This window comes from Mesorhizobium sp. M7A.F.Ca.CA.002.04.1.1, assembly GCF_004022805.1.
In the GTDB taxonomy this organism is placed as follows: domain Bacteria; phylum Pseudomonadota; class Alphaproteobacteria; order Rhizobiales; family Rhizobiaceae; genus Mesorhizobium; species Mesorhizobium ciceri.
The window spans coordinates 1-3,801 of the sequence record NZ_RZPL01000579.1; the positions used below are offsets into that span (position 1 = coordinate 1).

At 64.4% G+C, this 3,801-nt stretch carries 4 protein-coding genes; 3 read left to right on the forward strand and 1 reads right to left on the reverse strand.

What is annotated here, in order from left to right; all coding sequences use genetic code 11:
- Positions 1-1,000: citrate synthase (locus tag ENZ75_RS24630; RefSeq protein ID WP_128278379.1), on the forward strand; the 1,000-nt coding region annotated here is incomplete at its 5' end.
- A 21-nt stretch (positions 1,001-1,021) separates the two neighbouring features.
- Here the strand turns inward: ENZ75_RS24630 and phaR are convergent.
- Positions 1,022-1,633 carry a polyhydroxyalkanoate synthesis repressor PhaR gene (gene phaR, locus ENZ75_RS24635; protein WP_063169186.1) on the reverse strand — a complete coding sequence of 204 codons (612 nt, stop codon included), beginning with the start codon at positions 1,631-1,633 and terminating at the stop codon, positions 1,022-1,024.
- Positions 1,634-1,932: 299 nt separating this feature from the next.
- Between phaR and ENZ75_RS24640 the strand changes: the two genes are divergently transcribed.
- Both ENZ75_RS24640 and ENZ75_RS24645 read left to right on the forward strand, forming a co-directional pair.
- Positions 1,933-3,111, forward strand: a complete 1,179-nt coding sequence (locus ENZ75_RS24640) for an acetyl-CoA C-acetyltransferase (protein WP_024502944.1) — start codon at positions 1,933-1,935, stop codon at positions 3,109-3,111.
- 198 nt (positions 3,112-3,309) lie between these two features.
- The coding region (locus tag ENZ75_RS24645) for an SDR family NAD(P)-dependent oxidoreductase (RefSeq protein WP_128278380.1) at positions 3,310-3,801 on the forward strand (492 nt) is incomplete at its 3' end.

The window sequence follows — 3,801 nt, forward strand, 5'->3', positions numbered from 1 at the left end:
CGATATCGCCGCACTGGCGACCCGCCGGGCGCGCGGCCGCAGCCCGTCAGTCATCGCCGAAAGCGCCATCGCCTGGGGCGAGCCCTCGATCGTAACGGCGATTTCGACCGTCTCGCGCGGTCGGCTTATCTATCGCGGGCAGGACGCCGCAGTGCTCTCCGGGCACGCCACACTGGAAGAAGCCGCCGCCGTTCTGTGGGCTCTGCCGAAACCGGTGGCTTTCGAAGCAGCGTCGCCGGACGCACCCCATCAAGCTGGCCGAGCCTCGGCCTTTGCGCAACTTGCCGTGCTTGCCGGTCAGGGGCGCCCGTCGCTCGGGCGCAGCGCCGCCTCGCTGCATACCGATGCCGCGCACGCGGTCGGCGTGCTGGCCGCCGCGCTGGGCGCACCGGCGGGGTCAAATCCCGTCCATCAGCGGCTTGCGCAGGACTGGTCGGTGGATGCCGGCCGCGCCGATGCGATCCGCCGTGCGCTTGTCCTGCTTGCCGATCATGAACTGAATGCGTCGACCTTCGCCGCGCGCGTCGCAGCCTCGACCGGCGCGCCGCTGGCCGCTTGCCTGCTGGCAGGGCTCGCGACGCTGTCAGGCCCGCGCCATGGCGGCGCCGGAGAGGCGGTGATGCAACTGGCCGAGGATGCGGCGCGGCATGGCGCCGATGCGACGATCCGGCGCTGGCTCAGCCATGACCGGCCGCTGCCGGGGTTCGGTCATCAACTCTATCCTGACGGCGATCCCCGCGGGGCGGCGCTGCTGTCGGTGATCGAGGTTGACGGCACACTATCGTCGCTGCGCGACGCTGCCTTTGCGGCGACCGGCGCGCTTCCCAACATCGACTTTGGGCTGGCCGCGCTGACGCGCAGCCTAGGCTTGCCGCGCGATGCACCGTTCCGCCTGTTCGCGCTCGCACGCAGCGTCGGCTGGGCCGCGCACACGGTCGAACAGATAACAAGCGGAAGTGTCATCCGGCCGCGCGGCCGCTATGAGGGCGTGCTGGTGTAAGGCCGCAAGAACGCCAGGCGCTCAGGACATCGTGTCGAGCTTGCGCTGCATGGCCGCGATCTGGTCCTTCAGTTCCTGAAGATCGTCGGGCTTGTCAGGCGTTTCCTTCCTGGCCGGCTCGGGCGACGTCGCAGCGGCTGGCGCGGAGCCAGCGGGCGGGAACGGCGTGAACAGCCGCATCGCATTCTGGAACATTTCCATGTTGCGGCGCGTCTGTTCCTCCAGCGCCTTGATCGGCGTGGTGATCTTCATCATGTCGAGCGGCGACTTGCCGAGCGCCCCCTTCATCTGCTCGCGAAAGCGCTCCTGCTCCTTGGAAAAGGCAAGCATCGACTGTTCGAGGAAGCTCGGGACGATCATCTGCATCTGGTCACCGTAATAAGCGATGAGCTGGCGCAGGAACGGGATCGGCAGCATGTTCTGCCCGTCCTTGTTCTCCAGTTCGAAGATGATCTGGGTCAACACCGGATGCGTGATGTCGTCGCCGGTCTTGGCGTCCTGGACGGTGAACTCCTCGCCCTTCTTGACCATCTCGGCGAGGTCCTCGAGCGTCACATAGGTGCTGGTGCCGGTGTTGTAGAGGCGGCGATTGGCGTATTTCTTGATGATGATCGGATCGTCTTTAGCGGCCATCTACATCCTCCCGGGGACACCGGCGCGCCTCTGAGTAAGCCGCCGATAACGATTGTGCCTTTTTTGAGGATATGCGCAAAAGCCTCACAATTCCAAGCAGTTTGTGCAGTGCGGGATCACTAAATGCTGCATGGCAGGCAAAATATGCTGCGCAGCAATGGACGAATGGCCGCCATGGCAAGGCATGGCCTGCTTGCGGCGCATGGGCGCCATGCCCATTTCCGGTTTGACTTGGGGTTGGGAAAGGGCAAGAAAAGTCCCCAACGACAGAGCAACACCCTTGAAGTCTGGAGAAGAAAATGTCCGCTTCCATCGTCATTGCCAGTGCGGCGCGCACGCCGGTCGGCTCCTTCAACGGCGCTTTCGCCGCCACCCCGGCGCATGAGCTCGGCGCCGTCGTCATCACGGAATTGCTGTCGCGTGCCGGCGTCGAACCAGGCGAGGTCGACGAGGTCATCCTCGGCCAGGTGCTGACCGCCGCGCAAGGCCAGAACCCGGCCCGCCAGGCATCGATCAATGCCGGCCTGCCCAAGGAAACCACCGCCTGGGGCCTCAATCAGGTTTGCGGCTCGGGCCTGCGCGCCATCGCGCTCGGCATGCAGCAGATCGCCATCGGCGATGCCAAGGTGATCGTCGCCGGAGGCCAGGAATCGATGTCGCTTTCGACGCATGCCCAGCACCTGCGCGCCGGCGTCAAGATGGGCGACTTCAAGCTGATCGACACCATGATCAAGGATGGGCTGTGGGACGCCTTCAACGGTTACCACATGGGCAACACAGCCGAAAACGTCGCGCGTCAGTTCCAGATCACCCGCGAAGACCAGGACCAGTTCGCGCTCGCCTCGCAAAACAAGGCCGAGGCCGCGCAGAAGGCCGGCAAGTTCAAGGACGAGATCGTCGCCGTCACCATCAAGGGCAAGAAGGGCGACACCATCGTTGACCAGGACGAATACATCCGCCACGGCGCCACGATCGACGCCATGACCAAGCTGAAACCGGCTTTCGACAAGGACGGCACGGTAACCGCCGCCAACGCCTCCGGCATCAATGACGGCGCCGCCGGCGCGCTGCTGATGAGCGAAGCGGAAGCGGTGAGGCGCGGCATCACCCCGCTGGCGCGCATCGTGTCCTGGGCAACCGCCGGCGTCGATCCGCAGATCATGGGCACCGGACCCATTCCCGCCTCGCGCAAGGCCTTGGAAAAGGCCGGCTGGTCGGTCGGCGATCTCGACCTGGTCGAGGCCAACGAAGCCTTTGCGGCGCAGGCCTGCGCCGTCAACAAGGACATGGGCTGGGATCCCTCGATCGTCAACGTCAATGGCGGCGCCATCGCCATCGGCCATCCGATCGGTGCGTCCGGCGCTCGCGTCTTCAACACGCTGGTCTTCGAAATGCGCCGGCGCGGCGCCAAGAAGGGTCTCGCTACCCTGTGCATCGGCGGCGGCATGGGCGTCGCCATGTGTGTCGAAGCACTCTGAAGAAAGTCACTAAACGGGCGGCGTGCATGCATGTCGCCCAAAACTGCGCAGCGGTTTTGGGAACACCGACATGCATAAAACCAAACAGCTGAAGCGCATCGCCTGAACCTACTTCAGCGCGACGCGCTTTAGCCGCCCGTTCTGTATCCAGTGCCTGCCAAGCCCGACAACAGGGCGATATCAAAAAAGGGGAAATGCATGACCAAGGTAGCAATCGTCACAGGCGGATCGCGCGGCATCGGCGCGGCGATCTCGATCGCATTGAAGACCGTCGGCTATTCGGTTGCGGCGAACTATGCCGGCAATGATGCCGCAGCGGCGAAATTCAAGGCTGAGACCGGCATTCCGGTCTACAAATGGTCGGTCGCCGACTATGATGCCTGCGCCGCCGGCATCAAGCAGGTCGAGGCCGATCTCGGCCCGGTCTCGGTGCTGGTCAACAATGCCGGCATCACCCGCGACGCCATGTTCCACAAGATCACGCGTGAGCAGTGGAAAGAGGTCATCGACACCAACCTGTCCGGCGTCTTCAACATGACGCATCCGCTGTGGAGCGGGATGCGCGACCGCAAGTTCGGCCGCATCATCACCATCTCCTCGATCAACGGCCAGAAGGGCCAGGCCGGCCAGGTCAACTATTCCGCCGCCAAGGCCGGCGATATCGGTTTCAGCAAGGCTCTCGCCCAAGAG

Coding starts and splice junctions, on each gene's coding strand:
- phaR (WP_063169186.1), bottom strand. CDS start 1,633: ATGGCCGCTAAAGACGATCCGATCATCATCAAGAAATACGCCAATCGC.
- ENZ75_RS24640 (WP_024502944.1), top strand. CDS start 1,933: ATGTCCGCTTCCATCGTCATTGCCAGTGCGGCGCGCACGCCGGTCGGC.